Here is a 15866-nt window from a genome sequence, read left to right as displayed (position 1 = left end):
CATGGATCAGTTCCTTGAGGCGCTCGACGGCGTCGGCGCGTCGTGCCGCCAGGATGTCGATGTGGGTGGCACTGCTTTGCAGCATGCCGAGTGGATTGATCCAGCTGGGCGGGATGGCCAGCCTTGTGGTTCGTGCTGGTCACGCTCCGGGGAGATCGGCTTGATCGGCGTGGTCTTCGGTCCAGCCGAAGACCACGCGCTCCAGGTCGCCGAGGTAGACGACATCGGCATGGGCACGGAAGGCGTCGATGCGTTGGTCCACGTAGTCCTGGACCTCGGCGTCCGCCAGATCGACGCGCGCCCGGTTCCGTCTCGACAGTCGGCTCCACACCAGCAGGTCGGAGTCGGTGGCGCGGTCCATCCACACCCAGATGCCGTTGCCCAGCTTCACGACGTCGTCGGGATGGAAGAGGGTGCCGGTCCGTCTCCGGCGAGGGTTGCGCTGCTCGCCGAACCCCGTGACGAGACTCTCGGCGAGCTTGCGCCGGGCGGCTGCCTTGATGTGCGGATCGAGGTCCTCGCGTGCGAGCTCTTCGAGCACCGCATCGGTGAGGTCGTCCTTGCGGAAACGGCCCTTGTCGTCGGTGAGCGCGAGAGCGGCCCTTTCGACGATGCGCTGCAGGCGAATGTCGGCGGTGGTCGTCACGGAAGATCACGCTCCTGCCAGACCTGGTCCATCTCGGCCAGCGCCGTCATGGCGTGCGCGATGGTCTCGCGGGTGATGGGCTCTCCGCTGGCGTAGGCGGGGTCGTAACGGCTGAACGTCCGGGTACCGCGGGCCTGGGCGAGCGGCGGGACCAGCTCATCCAGCAGCCGGGTGGCCACCCGGCGCTGGCGCTTGTCCTCCTCGACGCGCTCGGTGCGCTCTGCCCATGCCCCAGCCAGAGTCAGCTCGCCCTCGACGACCCGGTCGGCCAGCTCGGGGTCCTCCTCCCGCAGCCGGGCGAGCTGGACCTCGGCCGAATTGGCCTTGGCCTTGTTCTCCTGGGCAACCGCGTACGCCTCGTTGAGCCCTGAGGCGCCGCTGATCACCGGGTCCACCAGGTCTGGTGCGTGCTGGAGCACGACGTTCGCCTTGCTTACGATGCCCCGCGAGACTCCCAACTGTCCACTCAGGAAACGAGAGGACTGTCCACTCGGTGGACGCTCGCTCTGTCCACTGAGGAAACAGGCTTTGGCGGTGATCATGGCCAGCTGGCCCTTGGCCAGATTGCGCCGGTGGATGTTCGCAGACAGGGCGTAGCTGTCGGGGTCGCCTTCGTGCGTGGTGTACGAGGGCTGGACACCGGCGATCTCGCAAGCCTTCAGGCGGTTGCGCCCGTCGATGACCCGGCCGTTTTGGTCGAGGACGACAGGGTGCAGCAGTCCGTTGTCTTTGATGTCGTCGGCGAGAGCAGTGAGGTCGTCCTCGTCGAGTTCCGGAAAGAGCAGGATGGTCGGATGGAACTGGATGCGGTGCTCCTAGTTGATCGATAGCGTCGGGTGGTTGGCCGCAAGGGCTTTGTGTCTCCCGTGCCGTGGGTTCGCGCAGCGCCGCAGCGTCTTCGGCTGGCGGATGCTGGACGCATAGGCGGGTGTCACCGGGAGCGCCGCGGTGATGGCGGCGCTGCCTTGGGCGCATCCGTAGCCCGCCCCAGGGCTTTGGAGAGGAATTGCTGCAGGTCGTGGTGGTCTTGGAGGTGCTTGGCTGCTGCGCTGACGGCTTCGGATGCGCGACGCAATTCGGCACGGCCCTCGGCGTGATCGAGGACCAGCTTCCATTGACGGCGCTCGGCATCCGGCGTCCCCTGCGCCGGCGCAGGGGACGTGGACGTCTGCGCGGTCCGGGCGAACAGTGCCACCGCGGAGCAGGTGTGTGCCACGGCGGTTACCAGGTGAGAGTGGGCTCGGGAGAGTTCCTCTGACGGGGCGTCGAGCCGGACCGAGAACCCAGTCGCTAGTTGCGCGGTGGTGTGTGACAGGTTCTGTGCGACAGCCACATGCTGAATCAGCTCGCCGAACAGGGGATATATGGGAACCTGTCCTGTTCTGTCCAGTAATTCGAGTTGCTCGGATGCGCGCCGGAGGCTGAGAGAGACCTGCTGCAGTTCGCGCAGCGTCTGATCTGTGGTGGGATCGGGCATACACTTCCCGTGAAGTCTTGAATATGCGAAATGTGGCGTTTCAATGCATCCGGGCGTCGGTGTCGAACAGTGACAGCTCGTGGGGATGCAGGAGGTGCTGCACGATGAAAGATCGTCCGGCGACCCGCCACAGGCCGCGGCCGCGGTTGAGATGCGCGATGGCCTCGGCCTCGACGGAGGTCAGGCCCAGCAGGGCTGCGGCGGCCTGGAGTTGGTCGGTCTCCTGCCGGTAGATGATGCGGGTGGAGCAGTCGGCGAGCAGGCCCTCGGCGAGCGCCCGTCCGCGGGATCCGGCGTCGCCGGCGGTGAGCAGGTCGGAGAGCCGGTGGATGACCATCAGGTTGGCGATGCCCAGACCGCGGGAGAGCTTCCACTGGGACTGCATGCGCTGAAGGAGTCCGGGGTGGCGCATCAGGCGCCAGGCTTCGTCGTAGACGATCCAGCGGCGGCCGCCGTTCGGGTCGGACAGCGCCGATTCCATCCATGCCGAGGCGCAGGTCATGGCGAGGACGAGGGCGGTGTCGTCGCCGGAGCCGCCCAGGCGGGACAGGTCGATGGTGAGCATCGGCGAATTCGGATCGAACGCGACGGTGCTCGGTGCGTCGAACATGCCGGCGAGGTCGCCGTGGACGAGGCGGCGCATAGCGTGAGCCAGGTCGCGGGAGGCGTCGCCGAGGCGTCCGGACATCATGCCGCCGGCGGCGTCGAGTTCGTCCGGGTTGTTGAGGGTGGCGGCGATCTCGCCGAGCAGAGGGGTGCGCCCGGTGGTGGCGGCGCGGGTGACGACGGCGTCCAGGGCGACGTCGAGGCCGGTGTGCTCCATCGGCAGCAGGTCCCGCCCGAGGACGGTGCGGGCCAGGCTGCCGAGCAGCAGCAGGCGGCGCTTGCGGATCTCGCCCGCCCAGTCGGCCTCGGACACCGAGTTGGGGCGTGGTGCGGCGTCGAGGGGATTGAGCTTGCCGGGCAGACCAGGCCCCAGCGCGATGGAAGTGCCGCCCAGGGCCCTGGCCACGGGCGTCCATTCGCCCTTGGGGTCGCAGGGAACGTAGACGCGGTAGCCGAAGGCGACCGAGCGGAGTGCGAAGCTCTTGGCCAGCGCGGACTTGCCCTGGCCGATAACGCCGGCAAGCAGCACATTCGGGTTGGTGAAGCCCTCGACCTTGCCGTACAGCGCGAAGGGATCGAAGCAGAAGGACGCCTCTGCGTGGACGTCGCGTCCGATGTAGATGCCTTCGGCACCCAGGCCGCCCTCGGCGAGGAACGGATACGCCCCGGAGGCGGTGGCGGTGGTCATGCGGTGGGCAGGCAGCTTGAGCTTGCCCCTGCGGGCGGAGGCGGGGCCGGGGCGCCCGGCGAGCGGGTAGAGGGGTTCCGGCATCTGCTGCTCGGCGGTTTCGCTGCCGGCCGTGTGGGCGGTGGCCTCGGCGCGGGCTTTCGCGGCGGCCTCGGCGAGCTGCCGGCGGGCGGTTTTGCGAGCGGCACGGTCGGTGCCGTGCGGGGTGAACAGGGGGCTTGCGCTGGCGCGGCGGGCTCGGCGCGCGGGCCGGTGATTCATGACAGGGCGGCTTTCACGGGACGGCGGTCACCCGCTGCAGGTGGTGGTGTGGCCGTGCAGCGGAGTGTGGAGATCACTCGGGGTGGTCTTGCGGCGCACGACATGTCCTGCAGCGAGGTGACGCTGGCAGATGGTCAAGACGGGCGGGCCTTCCGGTAGCCGCTCGGGATGGCACGCTGCATCCGCAGCGGCCTCCGTCGCCGAGGGCAGGAGGTGGAATGCTTCGTGCACGGCGGCGGCGGACTGCCACAGGCGGGTGTGCGCGGTGGCCAACTGGCGCCCGGCGGCCGGATGCGAGGGCCGGGTCGTGGTGGCGAGGTGGTCGAGCAGCTGGTGCAGCGCGGTCAGGTGGGCGTGCAGTACGTCGAGGTGGACGCGGTCCGCGGGCGTCGGGGCGGTCTGCTCCCGCGATGTGAGGGCGCGGGTGTGGTGGCGGACGCCGGCGCTGGCGGCCCGCAGGTACGGGTGCGCATCGCTGACGGGGGTGGCTGAGGTCAAAAGCGAATGGAACCTTCCTGCCGCTACGGCGGGGACAGTAGTGGGTGGTGGTGCGGGGTCACAGGGCGGTACGGGCGAGCGGCAGGGCGCCGAGGGTGAAGGCGTCGGGCTGCTGGAAGATCAGGCGCCGCAGGTCGACTTGGGCGGTGACGGCGGCGGTTTCGATCTGTGCGCACGCGGCGTCGAGCATGGCGTCGGTCTCGGCAGAGATGGTGAGCAGGCCGGTCAGGGCGACGTCGGCGTGCCCGGCGATCAGCTGGCGCTCGCGCTGTTTGACGTCGGCGTACTCGACGGAGTCGGCCTCGCTGTCGACCTGGCCGCGGCGGGAGCGTTCGTTGGCGTCGGCGATGATCGCCGCTTTTCTGCGCTGGACGTCGCGCATCGCGGACTCGATCCCCTGGGGCACGTATATAAGGGACAGGGTGCGCCGGACCCCGGCGGTGAACATCAGGCCGTGAAGGAATCCTGCGCTGGTTTCGGTGCGGGGCCAGTCTTCGACCCAGTAGGTGGCGTGCCGGGCGGAGTCGGTGGCGAGGCGGTCAACTTCTTCGACCTGGACGACCGGGCCGGCTGCGGCCGGGTCGGCTTCGGCCCGGCCGGATTCGGACCACTGCTGCAGGGCGGAGAGGGCCTTGGGGTCGTAGGCGGTGCGGATGACGGCGGCGACCTCGCGGGCCGTCAGCCATCCGGTCACCGTCAGGCCGGCGCTGCGGGCGGCCTGGGCGATCGAGGCCGTGGTTTGCTGCATCACGGTGAATGCGCCGGGCAGCCCGCCGCCAGCCTGACTGATGAGCCGCTTGGCGGCCTTGAGGTCCAGGGAGATGGCCAGGTACGCCTCGTGCGGGGCGGCGGCCGGTCCTGCGGATGCGACCAGTTCGCTGTAGACCTGCCCTGCGACGGGGGTCTCGGGCCGGCCCTGCTGTGCCCAGTCGCGGGCGAGGGTGTCGCCGGAGTCGGGGACGGTGCGCTCCAGGACCTGCACGGTGGCGACGTGACCGGTGCGGGCGATGCCCGCCAGTGCCCGTCCCCACCCGGAGACGTTGTGGTTCTGGGTGGCGGGGTCGAGCAGTGCGAAGGCACGGGAGGAGACGCGGGCGATGGCGGTGAGGGTCTGGTGGTGAGGGTCGTGCACGGCGGCGGCCTGGTTCGCCGAGTCGCCGGGGGTGACGACCCGCAGCGAGGCGGCGGTGCCGGGCAGATGCAGGACGCCGTCCTGGCGGGGGCGTGTCACGGGCCGGGCGAGCCACAGGGTCTGCCCGGTGCGGCGGCGCTGGGCGTAGCGCAGGACGATCGGCGCCCAGTCGATCAGCGAACGGCCGTGGCGGCGCATCGCGACCAGCGCGGCGACCGCAGCCCACAGCGGGGTCAGGACGATAGCGCCAAGTAGCCCGGTGGATACTACCGTGACAAGGAGAAGCGCCAATGCGCAGGAGAAGAGGACAAGTTGGGGAAGGGAGAGGCCGAGCAGGATGCCGCGCCTCGATCTGTGCGGGAATTTGACCGTGAGCGGGGTTATAGAGAGGTCAGACAAGGGCCGTTCCGATGAAGCGCGGGGCGTGGCCGGGGCGGCACGCGGCGGACCATGCGCGGCGCGTGCCGCCCCGGGGGCGGGAAGGGTCAGATACCGGTGGGCGGGGGCGGCGGGGTACCGGTCCCGCCGGCCGCCCCGGTGGAGTTCGCAGCGGGCGGAGCGCCCTGCGGCGGGGGTCCGGAGGCGCCCATCGGCGGTTGGGACATGAAGCCGCCGCTGCCCTGGCCGGAGGGGGATCCCGAGCCGGGTCCGCCCTGGCCGGGTCCGCCGCCGAACTGGCCGCTGGTGTCGTCTCGGGGGCTGGCGGGCGGGGGCTGAGCTGCCTTCTCCAGGCCGTTCTTGAGCGCGGCGCCTCCGGGCGAGGCTCCGGAGCCGTCACCTTCCTTGCCTCCACCGCCACCGGTGGGATTGGAAGCGATGTCGCCCGGGAACCCACCGCCGGACGCAGATTCGGGGCCTTGTGGCGCGGCGCCTGCTCCGGCTGCAGCGCCGCCGGTTCCGGCGGTGGCAGCCATGGAGGCGGCCTTGCGGCCGGCCTTTTCCGCGTGCTGCCGGGCGATCTGGGCACCAGCGCCGCCGGCGCGGTGGATGTCCTCGCCGCTGGTGCCTTCGGCGGCCCAGTGCACGAACTTAAACACCGCGTACGGGCAGAGCAGCACCAGGATCATGATCACGATGCCGGACATGACGTCCGCGAGCGCGCCCAATCCGTCCTTGGACTCGGTTCGGCCCATGGCGGCGATGCCGAGGATGAAGATGATCGTCATCAGCAGCTTGGAGACGACGAGGGTGGCGGTGGCCTCGATCCAGCCGCGGCGCCACCGGCGGGCGACCTCCCAGCCGCCCCCGGCCCCGGCGAACACGGCCAGGGTGACCATGACGAGGATGCCGACCTTGCGGACCATCATCACGCACCAGTACAGGACCGCGCCGAGGGCAGCTCCGAGGGCTGCGAAGACCGCCACGAGCCAGCCCAGTCCGGAGACCGCGCCGATCTGGGAGACCTTCACGATGCGGCGTACGGCGGTCTCGATGTTCAGGTGCGCGGTTTTGAACAGCCCGTCGGACAGCGCGTCGACCACTTCGATGGCCACGGTCGTCAGGGCGATGGCGCAGAAGGCGAACAAGACGCCGCTCATCGTGCCGGTGAATGCCTGGGTGAGGGCTTGTCCGTCGCGTTTGACGGCGGCCCGGATGAGCTGGGCGCAGAACGTGGCGACCAGGATGATGAGGCCGATCGGCAGCAGCAGCTCGTAGTTGTCGCGGAACCAGCCCGCGTTCAAGTCCACCTTGGTGGTGGCATCGACGGCCTTGGCGGCCAGATCAGCTGCTGCGGCGGCGAGTTCACCGGCCGACTTCGCCATCCAGTTGCCGATCGCCTTGCCGGGATCACTGGCAAAATCAATCGCGTCCTTGGCCGCGCCGCCGACGGCACAGAGCTTGTCGGCGAGGGGGAAATCACAGAAACCCATCGGGAGTTGCTCCTCCTTTCAGTCGGGGCGGGTCACTGCGTGACGCTGGGAGCGATGGCAGCCAGGGAGCAGTCGTGGTGGGGCCGGCACTGCACAGCGAGGGTCACGGCGCGCTCCTCAGCACCGCCGCCACCCTTCTTCCACGCGATCTTCTGCTTGCCGTTGACGGTGACGACGTAGATGTACGCCTCAGTGATCGCGGACGGATCATCGGCCAGGGCCGCCTTGAACGCGGACGGAAAATGGCCCTCGGTGACCTTCGCGGTGGCGTGCTGGTCCTGATCGGCCATCCGCGACCACAGCACCGGATCAGGGACCTGGGCCGACACGGAGTTCCAGTCGGCGTACTTGGTCTCCTTGGTCATCCACGCGCGCATGCCGGCGAGCTGCTGGTCACGGCTGGTCCCGCGGGTGTCGTAGGACCACAACATGTGGGCTGCGGCCTTTGCGTAGGCGACCGGCTCGGCGATCTGCGGAGGCGCCGGCACCGACCCCGACCCTGCCGAGGGCTTTGGCGCGGCCTCGGAGGGCGAGGAACTGTTCGCCTGGGACGGGGTAGTGGGCTCCTGGTGCTGCTCGCCGCGCCCGGTGAAGAAGGCGACGGTGGCGGCAACGGCGAGCAGGGCGGTGATGGCGAGCGCGACGATCGCGATGCGGCGCTTGGCCGACCAGCCGACGCCGAACCCGGACAGGGAAGGGAGTCGTCTCCTTATCAATGGACTTGCGACCCCAGGGCCGAGAAGAACGCCACGATGCCGTTGGCGGCGCCGAGTCCGAGTGCGGCTCCGGCGGCTACGACGGCGCCCTTCTTTCCGTTGGCTTCGGCCTGGTGGCCGCCGGTGTGGTGGCCCCAGGCCCACACGCCCAAGGAGACGGCCAGGGCGCCGACGACAGCGACGATGCCGAACAGATTGATGCTATTGACCACGTTCTTCAGGACGGACAGGCCCGGAAGGCCACCGTCCGACGGGGTGACGCCTGGGTTGTAGGCGAGGTAGACAACGCGGTCTGCGAGTGACATGGGTATGGCGGAACTCCTTGCATGCGCAGGCGAAGCGAGCCCGGCGCAAAGGGGGAAGAAGAGGGAGGGGGAGTGGCGCCCGAGGCGCGAGAAGGGGCGGCCAGGGCCCGCCCGAAAGCGATGTCCGGGCGGGGCGGCGTCAGATGACGCGGCGGACGGCGAGGACGGCCCAGTCCTTGAGGGGAGTGATCCGGACCGGTTTTGAAGTCCTGGGAGCCTCGATCACCAAGCCTTCGCCGAGCGCCATGCCGACGTGTTCCGGCCGGGATGCGGTGCCGCGACTGAAGATCAGGTCGCCAGGCTTGATGCTCTCGGGCGAGACCGCCTTGCCCTCACTGACCTGCGTGTACGTGGTGCGGGTGAGCGTGATCCCGGCGTGGGCGTACGCCTGCTGCATCAAACTGCTGCAGTCGCAGCGGCCCATCGGGTCGGGACCGTGCGCGGCGGTGCAGCTGCCGCCCCACTGATACAGGGTTCCGAGCTGGTGCATCGCCCAGTCGATCGCCTTGCGGGCCTTGGGATCGGCATCCTTGGGGATCGCGTAGCCCTTCGGCACGGAACCCTCGGGGATGCGCCCGTAGGAGGAACCGTCCTTGGCCGCTGCGCAGCCAGTGGCGCGGGGCGCGGACTCCTTGTCCTTGTCTTTGGTCGTGTCCTTGCCGGCGCTCGGGAACGTCTTGGCGATGGCCTTCTGCAGGGCGGTGGCCAGGCCCTCCCACTGAGCGTATGCATCGGGGAACCCAGATTTCTGGACAGCCTGGGCGGCCTGGGTGACCGCCATCTGCTCCCAGCCATTGACCTTGAGCAGGTGCTTGTAGAACTGCTCCGAGGCGTACACCGGGTCGCGGATCTGCTGGGCCGTGCCCCACCCCTGGGAAGGGCGTTGCTGAAACAGGCCCAGCGAGTCCCTGTCGCCATAGTTGAGGTTGCGTAGCCGCGATTCCTGCATCGCGGTCGCGACAGCGATGACCTGGCCCTTCTTGGGCACATCGAGCGAGAGGCCGGTGGCCACGATCGTCCGGGCGTTGGGGACCTGCTCGGCGGGCAGGTCCAAGCCCTTGATGTGGACGCCTTTACCGGAAGCACCGTCGAGAATCTTGGTGACCTGTCTGGTGACGGCGTCGGTGTCGAGGTCGGTGAGGCATTGCGACGAGCTGCTGGCTGTCTGCGCGGCTTGGCTGGAGGAGGCCATCATCATGGCCGTGCCGGCGAGCAGGAGGGGGGAGAGGAAGACGACGCCGATGCCGGCGGCGAGCGCCTTCAACCGATGCGGCCCGCTCGCAGGTCACCGGTTTTGGGCAGGGGCGGGTAACGAGAGGTCATGAGTGTGTCCTTCGGGTGCGGGTCCGGCGTGCCGCGTACGCGTGGCGTGGTGGAAGGGCGCGGTGGCCGGGGTGGGCAATCAAGGTGCTGGTCGGCGCAGGCGAGTTGCCGCTCGCCAGGCGGGCCAGGGTGGGCTAGGTGTGCCGGGGCAGGGGGACCTCCGCGAGGCAGGGTGGGAACTGGCCAGCGGCGGTGTGCGCCGGGCGGTTCAAAAACAGTAGGTCCAGATTGGCGGCTGACCAAAAAGCTGACGTGAGGGGCCGGAATGCGACCCCTCAGCACGGCACTTCTTGGGCAACCGCCAAATCGCCTCTACAGTTTTGGGACTCCCTCGCCCTCCCTGGTCTGCGGCCCTGGGCTTCTGCATGCCCAATTCCGGCCCCAGGGACTCGCATGTGCGACGGGCTATTCATTCCGCACGTTCACACCCGAATCGGGGTACCTCTTTGCCTTTTTCCCTGCACCAGGGCGATGCCCTCAGCGTTCTCGCTGGCCTGCCGGACGATTGTGTCGATTCCGTGATCACTGACCCGCCGTACAACTCGGGGGGCAGGACCGCGAAGGAGCGCACCTCGCGCAGCGCGAAGCAGAAATACACCTCTGCCGACGCCGGCCACGGTCTGGCCGACTTCACCGGCGAAAATATGGACCAGCGGTCGTATTCGTTCTGGCTGACGCAGATCATGACCGAGGCCCACCGGCTCACGAAGACCGGCGGCACGGCGCTGCTTTTCACTGACTGGCGCCAGATGCCGACGACCACGGACGCTCTCCAGGCCGCCGGCTGGCTGTGGCGCGGCGTGCTCGCCTGGCACAAGCCCCAGGCGCGGCCCCAGCGGGGGCGTTTCACCCAGAACTGTGAGTTCATTATCTGGGGTTCGAAGGGCCCGATTGATGGCTCCCGCAATCCGGTCTACCTGCCGGGCCTGTACAGCGCTTCCCAGCCGTCCGGAAAGAGTCGGCAGCACATCACTCAGAAGCCTGTCTCGGTCATGCGTGAATTGGTGAAGATCTGCCCCGAGGGCGGCACTGTGCTCGACTTCACTTGCGGCTCTGGCTCTACCGGCGTCGCTGCCCTGCTGGAGGGCCGCGATTTCGTCGGCGTGGAGAAGACGGAGCACTACGCCTCTATCGCGGCCGACCGGCTCACGGAGACCGTCCGTCAAACCCTCGGCCAGGAGGACATGGTCCTCGCGACCTGAGACCCCAACTTCCCAGTTTCCATCGGGTACTCGGGAGCACGGACTGCGTGCGGCGCCTTGGGTGCGTCGAGGAAATTCCTCACGCGAGATCGGTCCGTTCCGCGGCGCTTCTGCTTCACCGTTATTTATGGCTCTTAGGAGGCCAGTCTTTCCATGCCTGAATCCGTAGAACCTCCGGCCGATGGGGCGTTGGAGCCGGTTCGTGTGCCGGACCCTCATCTTGAGGGAATCGAGGCGAGTGTGCGGCGGCTGATGGAGCAGTCGGCGCAGCAGGCCCAGCAGCTCGACCACCTCGCCTCCGCCCCTGCCCCCGGCGGCTCCTCGCCGTTCGCGGCGTTCGGCATGCCAGGGCTCGGCGGGCCGGGCCCGGCCGCTCCGCCGGAGCCGCGCCCGATCCTGGAACTCGAAGGCGAGGAGTATGAGGACGAAATCGACGCCTTGTCGGACTGGGTCGACGATTTCCTCCTCCCCACCTATGGGGCGGAGGTCACCACGGCAGCGCCTTGGTGCCTGCAGTGGCAGGAGCACGACGATGTCGTCGCCTGGCTCCACGCCCTGTGGCTCGCCTACCAGCAGCACAAGGACCCCGAGGCCGGTTTGAGCGGTGTGTTCGTGTGGCACCGCGACTTTCTCACCCACGCCGTCGCGGCGGTGCGCGCGCCGGGCGGCCCGCTGTTGGCGTGCATGACCTCCCCGGACCGTCCCGCGCACCGCATCCTTCCCGGCCCGCCGCCCTCGGCCCGCACGGAGCAGGCGAAAACGGCGGAACCTGGAGCGTCCGAACCTGACAAGCCGGGCGAGCCGACGTCATGAGGACGGGGCAGCCGGCCTTCGGCCTCAGCTTCGACCCCCGCGCCCTCACCGACCTCCTCCAGGCCCCCAGCGACATCCGTGACCTCACCCTCGCCTACTTGCAGGATGTGGTGAACGCCGAGCGGTTCGGGCTCAAACTCACCGGCGACCTGGCGGGGTACCGCAAGTTGCTCGTGGACCGCCGCAAGGAGTGGCGTGTCGTCTACGGCGTGCGCCCCGCACCCGAAACGTCCGCGTACCGCCGGGAGATCCACGTCGTCGCGGTCCGGCCGCGGGCCGGCAACGACGTCTACGACACCGTCGGACGTCGCTTGGGGATGGCCCGCCGACCGCTCAGCGCCCGCACCCACGCAGCCCGCTCCAGGTCCCCCCAGCTCATCACCCGCACTCCAGTGCCGAGACCGGGCCCGTCGCCCTCCGCGATGCCGGGCCTGCCCCGTGCGGCGCAGAGCCCCTCGTACCACCAAGCCCGCTGAGGAGTACGCGCCTATGCCTCCTGATCCCGCGCCGGCAGCAGCTCGGCGTGAAGTTTCCCCGCTCGACCACCGCATCGAGGCCGTCACCGGCCACGACGTCGACACCCTGTGGGCCCACCGAGACCGTGGCGTCCTCGAAGAACCGCACGCCCAGCTGGTCGATCTGCACCGCGAGCTGGCCCGGGCCGAAACCGGGGTGACGTTCTACCGCACCCTCCTCCACCGCCTGGCCAGCGGTGAGTTCCCTGTCGATGGCGCCCTGTTGGAGCGGATCGACCGCACGGTGGACCAGTTGGAGGAGGCTGCCAGCGAGCGCGACGCCGTCGCGCGACGGGTGATCGCCGCCCTGGAGTCGATCGAGACCGCAGCCCGCACGGCACCTGCGGCCGGGGGAGAGGCGATTTCGGCTGCCGACCAGGCGGCGCTGCTCGCCATTGCCGGCGGCGCCAAGCTCCACGAACACCTCCTGACCGGCCGGATGTCGGTGGCCACCGCCTCCGGCACCCGCATTGCGTACGCGGATCTGCACCGGCTCGAATCCGCCGGTCTCGCTTCTAGAGACACCGGCCAGCCCGTCCACGGCGGCCAGCCCGTCGCCCTGACTCAAGCCGGTCGCGCCGCGCTGCTTGCTGCCCGCCGCCCCAAAACGACTCAGGTGCCGAAGGCGGTGGGCCGGCCGGGAGCATGGCCGTCCGCCCCAGCACACTGTCGCTGACCTGCGCCGAATCCCCTCGAAAGGCTCTATGCCCTCTACCGAACCGGCCCCTGCGGCCACCGGGCGCATGCCCGAACTCGATGTCCGGCTGGACGGCTTCGAGGCAGACGAGAAGACCGCCGACGCGTTCTTCTATGCAATCGGCGTGATCGAGGATCAGCTCGTGCCGCTTGCCGAGCACCACACCGCTGACGGCGTCCACAGTTTCTACGTCCTGCACGACAGCACAGCCACCTACGACCACTCTGGCGTATCGCAGTTCGCCGCCCTGTACCTCCAGCGGGACATGGAGGAACGGACGTTCCGTTTCGAGCACGCCATTCTGCCGCTACCAGCCATGGCACAGTCCTGGCTGATCCACCGCGGCTGCCCACTGGAGGCCATCGGACTCACTGAGGGGCTGGGCCCCGCGCCGGCGGACGAGGTGACACTGGCACTGGAGCGACGTCTGGCCGGGGACGGAGACCACTACGCGCTCGGCTACAGCTACACCCACGACGACCCGAACGACATGGTCATCCTCGTAGCGCTGCGTGCCCTGGACGAGCGGGCCCCGTCTCCCTTTCGCGTGATGGCGCTGGAGTTGGACACCGACACGTGGACCTACACCCTGCGCGAGGGCGGCTTCGCCACGGCCACAGAAGCCCTCCAATGGTGCGACGACCGGCTCAGCGGCAATACCAACCCGCTACCGCCTGTCAGGCCAGCCGCGTCATTCACCTGTCCCGTCCCCAAGCCGAAGGCCCCTGCTTCGCGCCTGCCGGGCCGAGGCCGCTGAGTATCACGGCCGTCTTGCGCGGCGAAATATAGGCGACGATCGGCGTTTGGCCAAACAGGCGATTCTCCGGACTCTTTAACAGCCGCCGGGACGACACCTCGGCCGCCTCTCCACGCATTCCCTTTTCCTGTAAGGAGGTTTATTCCGCATGCGCTCTTCCCAAATCGCCATATCCGCCGCCGTCCTCGGCGCACTGGCCCTTCCCGTGATAGGTGCCCCGTCGGCGACGGCTGCGCCGGCGTCTTCACCGGTGACCAGTGAATGGCACAAGCCCGGTCCGTGGAAGGTTCATACACAGGCGGTGGTCATCTACGCCAAGCCGGACGTGAATTCCACCGCTGTGGGCGTCCTCTATCGCGGCCACACGTTCACGGTCCACAAGACGGCGAAGGCCGCCTTCTGGGTCTACATCACGGACGAGTCGACCGGCGTTACCGGCTGGGTCTCCGGCAACTATGTCTACCGCGAGCCGTAAAGCCCTCAGCTCGCCCCCCCCACACCGCAGCCCTGACTGCATTTCCCCCGCATCCCCACTTCTTGGAGAATTTCTCTTGCGCCTTTCCCGCATCGCCGCCGCTGCAGCCGTAGCCGCTGCCATTGCCCTCCCCGTCGTCACCGCCCCGGCAGCAACCGCCGCGCCCCAGACGGCCGCTGTCGCCTATGGCGAGTGCGACAAGGTCGGCCCGTACGAGGTCCACACCAGCGCGGTGACTATCCGCTCGAAGGCATCGTCGAATTCGACGGCCCTCGGCGTTCTCTACAAGGGCCACAAGTTCACGGTCCACAAGACGACCAAGACCGGCTCGTGGGTCTACATCACGGACAAGTCGACCGGTGTGACCGGCTGGGTTTCCGGTACCTACGTCTACCCCACGGTCTACACCTGCCTGCACTGACCCAGGCCGCCGGGGCGGGAATTCCTCCCGCCCCGGCACCGGGCCCTGGCTTTATCGCCGATCGCATTGCCCTGGATGTGAAAGGAGTTTGCTGTGTCCGACGGCATAGAGGATGTCGTGGGCGTGCTCACCGAGCAGATCGAGTGCCGGTACGCCATGAGCATGGACGAACTGACCGCAGCGGTCGCGGCGGCGCCGGACGCGAACCCCGAGGCCACCGACGTCGTGAAGTGGCACGGGCTCCTCACCGAGTCCCAGGCAGCACTTGAGCGCGCAGAGGACCGCCTCCTCGGCGCGCTTGAGACACGGCCCAGCGAGGTCGACGACCAGACGAGGGCGCTTGCCCACCGCGTCACCTCTGCTGTCACCGCTCGTGACGGGCGGGCCATGGTCGTGCGCTGGCTGCTCGACCCCGACGCTCCCGGCAAGCAGGGCCTCGCCGCCGAGCGACTGGCCCGCCTCAGCCGCGGATCCCGAAAGGGCCCGGCCGTACCCACCAGCGCGCCGGCCCGACCCGGGATGGCCCCCGCAAGAGGCCGAGGAGCCCTGCGGTGAGCGTCCGCGACAAGCCCTGTACTGCGGACGGCCTCCTAAAGGAGATCTTCGGCGTCCCCGTCGCCGAGCTGTACGAGACCGCCACAGGCCCGGACACGTCCCGCGCGGTGAACCGTGCGCTGGAGTTGCGCTCGTTCCTGGCCCTGGCCGAGGAACAGGTCGCCCGCATCCGCGACCGCGTACACCAGGCGATGACGCCCGAGCGCGACATGGACGACCTGTCCGCTGATGAGCTGCGGATGGACGCGCAGTGGCTTCAGGCCGCGCTGGACGCCCGCGACAGCTACCGCGCCGCCCTCGGCGACCTGCTACGCACCATGCCTCCGCCTGGCCAGCAGACGCGGCCTGCCCGCCTGACGCAGCAGAAGGCCACGACCACCATGCCCCCTGCCAGCGCCGCCCCGGCACCGCAGCGTGCCGGGGCGGCCCGGGCCCGCCGACCATGAAAGCCCTCACCGATTGACCCACCCGTCGTCCGCTGAGATCGCTGCTCGGATCGAGGACTTGTACGGCGCCCCGCTCGCCGACCTCGAAGCCCACGCCCAGGACAAACCGCCCGGCATGCTCGCCGCACTCCTCGGCATGCACCACAGCCTCGCTGTTGCCGAGCGGAGCATCGCCGTCCAGCGCGACCGGCTCGCCCAACTCGTCCACCCCGACAGGCAGATCGGCACCCACCAGGTGTCGCACGTCCTCGACTGCGCCCGTCGGCTCGCCGAAGCGGTCGCCGTCCGCGACGTCCAGACCAAGACCGTCTGTGCCGTTCTGAAGAGCCTCGGACGCGTCTCCTCGCCCCAGTCGTCCCCCGCCCCCGTGCCAGCCGTGCCCTCTCCTGCCGTTGCGGCCGCGAGCGCTGCTCCGATCCGCTGACCGCTGCGGGCGCACCCCCTCCACTCACCCAGGAGTTC

At 69.1% G+C, this 15866-nt stretch carries 20 protein-coding genes and 1 pseudogene; 10 read left to right on the top strand and 11 right to left on the bottom strand.

Annotated features, from left to right (window positions below; genetic code table 11):
* Positions 1 to 139: 139 nt before the first annotated feature.
* The 11 genes and pseudogenes from AZE13_RS29325 to AZE13_RS29285 form a co-directional block, all read right to left on the bottom strand.
* Complete coding sequence (locus AZE13_RS29325) at positions 140 to 646, bottom strand: hypothetical protein (protein WP_066938595.1); 507 nt, start codon at positions 644 to 646, stop codon at positions 140 to 142.
* Entirely contained in the window at positions 643 to 1065 is a 423-nt protein-coding gene (locus AZE13_RS38550; RefSeq protein ID WP_258528064.1) for a hypothetical protein, read from the bottom strand. Before AZE13_RS38550 ends, AZE13_RS29325 begins: the two co-directional genes overlap by 4 nt.
* Before the next feature lie 222 nt (positions 1066 to 1287).
* Positions 1288 to 1362 (bottom strand): annotated as a pseudogene (locus AZE13_RS39380) (hypothetical protein); the annotation flags it as partial.
* 215 nt (positions 1363 to 1577) lie between these two features.
* Positions 1578 to 2123 carry a hypothetical protein gene (locus AZE13_RS36495; RefSeq protein ID WP_147264757.1) on the bottom strand — a complete coding sequence of 182 codons (546 nt, stop codon included), beginning with the start codon at positions 2121 to 2123 and terminating at the stop codon, positions 1578 to 1580.
* Positions 2124 to 2163: 40 nt separating this feature from the next.
* Positions 2164 to 3678, bottom strand: coding sequence for an ATP-binding protein (locus AZE13_RS29315; RefSeq protein ID WP_066938589.1), 1515 nt, complete (start codon positions 3676 to 3678; stop codon positions 2164 to 2166).
* Positions 3679 to 3705: 27 nt separating this feature from the next.
* Positions 3706 to 4176, bottom strand: coding sequence for a DUF6238 family protein (locus AZE13_RS29310; protein WP_066938586.1), 471 nt, complete (start codon positions 4174 to 4176; stop codon positions 3706 to 3708).
* Between the two features lie 58 nt (positions 4177 to 4234).
* On the bottom strand, positions 4235 to 5707 hold the full coding sequence (locus tag AZE13_RS29305; RefSeq protein ID WP_066938584.1) for an SCO6880 family protein: 1473 nt from the start codon (positions 5705 to 5707) through the stop codon (positions 4235 to 4237).
* Between the two features lie 86 nt (positions 5708 to 5793).
* Positions 5794 to 7179: an ATP-binding protein gene (locus tag AZE13_RS29300; protein ID WP_066938581.1), complete on the bottom strand. Its 1386-nt coding sequence runs from the start codon at positions 7177 to 7179 to the stop codon at positions 5794 to 5796.
* Between the two features lie 32 nt (positions 7180 to 7211).
* A complete protein-coding gene (locus tag AZE13_RS29295) occupies positions 7212 to 7892 on the bottom strand; it encodes a hypothetical protein (RefSeq protein WP_066938732.1) in 681 nt (226 codons plus the stop codon).
* Positions 7892 to 8206, bottom strand: a complete 315-nt coding sequence (locus AZE13_RS29290) for a DUF6112 family protein (RefSeq protein ID WP_066938578.1) — start codon at positions 8204 to 8206, stop codon at positions 7892 to 7894. The genes AZE13_RS29295 and AZE13_RS29290 overlap by 1 nt, the downstream gene beginning before the upstream one ends.
* A 133-nt stretch (positions 8207 to 8339) precedes the next feature.
* Positions 8340 to 9464 carry a C40 family peptidase gene (locus AZE13_RS29285; protein WP_066938576.1) on the bottom strand — a complete coding sequence of 375 codons (1125 nt, stop codon included), beginning with the start codon at positions 9462 to 9464 and terminating at the stop codon, positions 8340 to 8342.
* Between the two features lie 505 nt (positions 9465 to 9969).
* On the opposite strand from AZE13_RS29285, the gene AZE13_RS29280 reads away from it, so the two are divergent.
* The 10 genes from AZE13_RS29280 (at position 9970) to AZE13_RS29235 (ending at position 15828) form a co-directional block, all read left to right on the top strand.
* Complete coding sequence (locus AZE13_RS29280; RefSeq protein WP_066938574.1) at positions 9970 to 10725, top strand: DNA-methyltransferase; 756 nt, start codon at positions 9970 to 9972, stop codon at positions 10723 to 10725.
* Positions 10726 to 10977: 252 nt separating this feature from the next.
* Positions 10978 to 11538, top strand: a complete 561-nt coding sequence (locus AZE13_RS29275) for a DUF4913 domain-containing protein (protein ID WP_066938729.1) — start codon at positions 10978 to 10980, stop codon at positions 11536 to 11538.
* Positions 11535 to 12014, top strand: a complete 480-nt coding sequence (locus AZE13_RS29270) for a hypothetical protein (RefSeq protein ID WP_066938571.1) — start codon at positions 11535 to 11537, stop codon at positions 12012 to 12014. The genes AZE13_RS29275 and AZE13_RS29270 overlap by 4 nt, the downstream gene beginning before the upstream one ends.
* Positions 12015 to 12027: 13 nt before the next feature.
* Entirely contained in the window at positions 12028 to 12729 is a 702-nt protein-coding gene (locus AZE13_RS29265) for a hypothetical protein (RefSeq protein ID WP_066938569.1), read from the top strand.
* Positions 12730 to 12796: 67 nt separating this feature from the next.
* A complete protein-coding gene (locus AZE13_RS29260) occupies positions 12797 to 13507 on the top strand; it encodes a hypothetical protein (RefSeq protein ID WP_258528063.1) in 711 nt (236 codons plus the stop codon).
* A 148-nt stretch (positions 13508 to 13655) separates the two neighbouring features.
* Positions 13656 to 13982: an SH3 domain-containing protein gene (locus tag AZE13_RS29255; protein ID WP_066938563.1), complete on the top strand. Its 327-nt coding sequence runs from the start codon at positions 13656 to 13658 to the stop codon at positions 13980 to 13982.
* Between the two features lie 76 nt (positions 13983 to 14058).
* Positions 14059 to 14403: an SH3 domain-containing protein gene (locus tag AZE13_RS29250; protein ID WP_066938560.1), complete on the top strand. Its 345-nt coding sequence runs from the start codon at positions 14059 to 14061 to the stop codon at positions 14401 to 14403.
* 93 nt (positions 14404 to 14496) lie between these two features.
* On the top strand, positions 14497 to 14958 hold the full coding sequence (locus AZE13_RS29245; RefSeq protein ID WP_066938557.1) for a hypothetical protein: 462 nt from the start codon (positions 14497 to 14499) through the stop codon (positions 14956 to 14958).
* Positions 14955 to 15404: a hypothetical protein gene (locus tag AZE13_RS29240; RefSeq protein WP_066938555.1), complete on the top strand. Its 450-nt coding sequence runs from the start codon at positions 14955 to 14957 to the stop codon at positions 15402 to 15404. Before AZE13_RS29245 ends, AZE13_RS29240 begins: the two co-directional genes overlap by 4 nt.
* Positions 15405 to 15417: 13 nt before the next feature.
* Positions 15418 to 15828, top strand: coding sequence for a hypothetical protein (locus tag AZE13_RS29235; RefSeq protein ID WP_066938552.1), 411 nt, complete (start codon positions 15418 to 15420; stop codon positions 15826 to 15828).
* Positions 15829 to 15866 lie beyond the last annotated feature (38 nt).

Source organism: Streptomyces sp. NBRC 110611 (genome assembly GCF_001590865.1).
GTDB lineage: Bacteria > Actinomycetota > Actinomycetes > Streptomycetales > Streptomycetaceae > Streptomyces.
This window is presented reverse-complemented; position numbering and strand designations above follow the sequence as displayed.

Bases quoted from the DNA above. Each gene is read 5' to 3' on its own strand.
- AZE13_RS36495 (WP_147264757.1), bottom strand. From the start codon at position 2,123: ATGCCCGATCCCACCACAGATCAGACGCTGCGCGAACTGCAGCAGGTC.
- AZE13_RS29315 (WP_066938589.1), bottom strand. From the start codon at position 3,678: ATGAATCACCGGCCCGCGCGCCGAGCCCGCCGCGCCAGCGCAAGCCCC.
- AZE13_RS29300 (WP_066938581.1), bottom strand. From the start codon at position 7,179: ATGGGTTTCTGTGATTTCCCCCTCGCCGACAAGCTCTGTGCCGTCGGC.
- AZE13_RS29275 (WP_066938729.1), top strand. From the start codon at position 10,978: ATGGAGCAGTCGGCGCAGCAGGCCCAGCAGCTCGACCACCTCGCCTCC.
- AZE13_RS29270 (WP_066938571.1), top strand. From the start codon at position 11,535: ATGAGGACGGGGCAGCCGGCCTTCGGCCTCAGCTTCGACCCCCGCGCC.
- AZE13_RS29265 (WP_066938569.1), top strand. From the start codon at position 12,028: ATGCCTCCTGATCCCGCGCCGGCAGCAGCTCGGCGTGAAGTTTCCCCG.
- AZE13_RS29260 (WP_258528063.1), top strand. From the start codon at position 12,797: ATGCCCGAACTCGATGTCCGGCTGGACGGCTTCGAGGCAGACGAGAAG.
- AZE13_RS29255 (WP_066938563.1), top strand. From the start codon at position 13,656: ATGCGCTCTTCCCAAATCGCCATATCCGCCGCCGTCCTCGGCGCACTG.